4 protein-coding genes are annotated in these 3,538 nt (G+C 60.1%); all 4 read left to right on the top strand.

The features are described from left to right. The first annotated feature begins 208 nt into the window (after positions 1–208). The gene (locus H5U38_01770) at positions 209–1,006 is read left to right on the top strand and encodes a TPM domain-containing protein (protein MBC7185741.1); all 798 of its coding nucleotides are present in this window, start codon (positions 209–211) and stop codon (positions 1,004–1,006) included. Positions 1,007–1,076: 70 nt separating this feature from the next. Next, a complete protein-coding gene (locus H5U38_01775) occupies positions 1,077–1,799 on the top strand; it encodes a nucleotidyltransferase domain-containing protein (GenBank protein MBC7185742.1) in 723 nt (240 codons plus the stop codon). A 20-nt stretch (positions 1,800–1,819) separates the two neighbouring features. After that, positions 1,820–2,401 carry a LemA family protein gene (locus H5U38_01780; GenBank protein MBC7185743.1) on the top strand — a complete coding sequence of 194 codons (582 nt, stop codon included), beginning with the start codon at positions 1,820–1,822 and terminating at the stop codon, positions 2,399–2,401. A gap of 90 nt (positions 2,402–2,491) precedes the next feature. Beyond that, on the top strand, positions 2,492–3,538 hold a 1,047-nt coding region (locus H5U38_01785), incomplete at its 3' end, for a carbon starvation protein A (GenBank protein MBC7185744.1).

The raw sequence follows: 3,538 nt of genomic DNA on the forward strand, positions 1-3,538 counted from the left end.
GGTGGTGACCGTTGAGGAACTTCTGGACGAGGAAAGCAGGAACCTTGCTTGGGATGATGCGCCTCCAACAGAACGGCCGCACGCAGTCAAAGGACGGAAAGCGATGGGGCTCAAACGACTGATGAGCAAGACGCGTGTGACGCGGCGACTGGGCACCTGGTTGTTTGGCTGGCGCTGGAAAAAGGTGCGCATCGACACGGAGCGGTGAGTGAGACTGCACCCGAGGTTGAAACGAGCTGGAGTCATAGTCCTTGCGCTCTTTTTCTGCGTGGGAACTGGACGTGTTGGGGCACAGCAGTTCCCGCAGCCCCGGGGTTATGTGAACGACTTCGCCAACGTCATCGAGCCGGACTATGAGGCGCGCATCACCGCCGTGTGCGAGGAGGTCAAACGCAAGACTGGGGCCGAGATTGCGGTGGTGACCGTGCCGAGCGTCGGCGATTACGATTACCAGGACTATGCCAATCGACTATTCGAGGCATGGGGAATTGGCAGCAAAGACAAGAACAACGGCCTGCTGATTTTCAACACGGTGGCCGAACGTAAGATCTGGATCGAGGTCGGCTATGGGTTGGAGGGGGCGATCAACGACGCACGCGCCGGCGATATCTACCGCCACCAGATCAGGCCCCACCTCCAGCGCGGGGAGTACGGCAAAGGGCTGCTGGCTGGTACCGTCGCGGCAGCCCAGCTCATCGCTCAAGAATACGGGGTTGCCCTTGACCTTGATGAGGCGGTAGGCGCTATTGGCGGACCGCCTCCAGCCGCCCGCACCGGAATTCCGCTGTGCACCATTCTCTTCATTGTGCTCATGGTGCTCCTATTCAGCAGGATGGGTGGTGGTCTTTTCCCGTTCTTGGTCTTCAGCTCCCTGTTCGGTTCGCCTCGGCGTGGAGGAGGTTGGGGCGGAGGGTTCGGCGGCGGGTTCGGGGGTGGCTTCGGCGGGGGCTTCGGTGGCTTTGGCGGCGGCGCAAGCGGCGGGGGAGGAGCAGGAGGTGGCTATTAGCAAGACGGGCACCCGATGCTCGTACGCTGCATTACTCCGAACGCAAAGCCGACCTTTGTGGAGGTAAGAAATGGCAAGAGTGCCGCACACACCGGATGAAATATTCGAGGCGTTTGTTGCGGACTATCGTGCTCTCTTTGGCGAACAGCTCGTCTCCATAGTCCTTTACGGCAGCGGGGCACGCGGCGAATACGTGCGCAAGCGCTCGGACATCAACTTCCTCATCGTCCTCAGCGAGGAGGGCATGAAGGAGATTGGCAAGGCCCTGCCGGTTGTCGCCAAGTGGCGGAAGAGAAACGTGAGCACCCCGCTGTTTATGACCCCCGAGTACATAGCCTCGTCGCTGGATAGCTTTCCCATGGAGTTTCTCTCTCTGAAGCAACACCACAGGGTCGTCTTCGGACAGGACCCGCTGCAGCAGCTCGAGATAGACAGAAAGCTCCTCCGCCTGCAGTGCGAGCGAGAGGTGAAGGGAAAACTCCTCCATTTGCGCGAGGCTTACCTGGCCACGGAGGGGCGGCGCGACCGCCTGGCTGCGCTTGTCCGCCGGTCATTGACCGCGTTTGTGCCGCTGTTCGAAGCGCTGCTGGTGCTCAAGGACGCGGAGGTGCCGAGGAGCAAGAAGGAAGTCATTACCGCAGCGGTGGAAGCATTCGGCCTGGACCCTGCGGTGTTTACTCAGCTTCTGCACGTCTGGAGCGGCGAAAAACTTGACCGCCAGGCCCTTGACCGTCTGGTTCAACAGTATGCCTGGGAAGTGAGAAGACTTGCACTCACCGTTGACGCAATGTAACCCTGCAGTAGGAGGAGACTATGCGCAAGACTGGCTCTCTTATCCTGATCGTCATCATCGTCGTCATCCTTTTTCTGGGACTACGTGGCTGTTCCACCTACAATGCGCTCGTCAGCACAGATGAGGAGGTCAAGGCCGCGTGGGCGCAGGTGGAAAACCAGTACCAAAGGCGCTATGACCTCATTCCCAACCTGGTGGAGACCGTCAAGGGGTACGCTGCCCATGAGCGGGAGACACTGATTGCTGTAACAGAGGCGCGGGCGAAGGTTGGCCAGGCACGAACCCCGCAGGAGGTCATCGAGGCCAACGACCAGTTGTCTTCGGCGTTGGCACGTCTGTTGGTGGTGGTTGAGCGCTATCCTGAGTTGAAGGCCAACGAGAACTTTATCCGGTTGCAGGATGAACTGGCCGGCACGGAGAACCGCATCGCCGTGGAACGCCGCCGCTACACCGAGGTGGTGCAAAAGTTCAACACGATGGTAAGGCGATTCCCGACAAACATCATCGCAGGGATCTTCAACTTCAAGGTGCGAGAGACCTTCGAAGCGGTAAGTCCAGCGCGTGAAGCGCCTCGCGTCGATTTTGGCAGCGGCACCCGGTAGCTCTGCGGCGAGTTGCCGTTTTCTCCCCCTGCGCGAGGCTCGTGCGTGGGAGGGGATAGTGCCTGCCAAGAGAACCGCGAGGAAAGAGGAATGAGCGCCCTGTGGCTAGCCCTGATCGGGATTGTGCTGCTTGTGTTTGCGTACCTTAGCTATGGGGGCTTTGTCGCTAAGAGGTTGGGGATTGACGCCAGGCGGCCCACGCCGGCGCAGACGATGAACGATGGGGTCGACTATGTGCCCACGCGCGCGCCAGTAGTGCTGGGGCACCACTTTGCCTCCATCGCCGGTGCGGGGCCCATTGTGGGTCCAGTGATGGCGTCAATCTTTGGGTGGCTGCCGGTGTACCTTTGGATCGTGGCCGGCGGCATCTTTGTGGGTGCGGTGCACGACTTTGGTGCGGTGGTGGCCTCCCTGCGCCATCGCGGCAAGTCCATCGGCGAAGTCATTGAAGAGCACATCGGCAGGAACGGCAAGCTTCTGTTCCTGCTTTTCTCCTGGTCGACCCTCTTGCTGGTCATCGCGGTTTTTACCCAGCTTGTTGCCAAGACATTTGAGCAGGTGCCGTCGGCAGCCACGGCTTCCTTGCTCTTCATGGTGCTCGCCATGAGCTTTGGCCTCTCCATCTACCGAGGACGAGTGCCCTTGGTACCTGCCACTGTCGTGGGGGTTGCCCTGCTCTTTCTCTCTGTCTCCGTGGGGCAGAGATGGCCCCTTGCGCTACCGGCTGGGGTATGGCGCTACGTGCTTTTGGCTTATTGCTTTGCCGCGGCCGTCCTTCCCGTATGGTTCCTCCTGCAGCCCCGTGACTATCTGAACTCGTACTTGCTGTACGCCCTGCTGGTCGGGGGCGCGGTGGGGGTTTTCTTCGCCCGGCCGCACGTCAACATGGGCGCGGTTGGCCATTTTCATACGGACCTGGGATACCTTTTCCCTGTGCTCTTTGTGACGGTGGCCTGTGGGGCCATCTCGGGTTTCCATTCCCTGGTGGCCTCAGGCACAACTGCCAAACAGGTGGCAAGGGAGACTGACGCAAAGCTCATAGGCTATGGCGCGATGCTCATTGAGTCTTTTCTGGCGATAATAGCGCTGCTTACCGCTGCCACCATGGCCTCGGGTCGTCTTCAGCAGCTGTACGCC

This window comes from Calditrichota bacterium (assembly GCA_014359355.1).
Classification (GTDB): Bacteria; Zhuqueibacterota; Zhuqueibacteria; order JANLFK01; family Oleimicrobiaceae; genus Oleimicrobium.

Coding starts and splice junctions, on each gene's coding strand:
- H5U38_01780 (MBC7185743.1), top strand. CDS start 1,820: ATGCGCAAGACTGGCTCTCTTATCCTGATCGTCATCATCGTCGTCATC.
- H5U38_01775 (MBC7185742.1), top strand. CDS start 1,077: ATGGCAAGAGTGCCGCACACACCGGATGAAATATTCGAGGCGTTTGTT.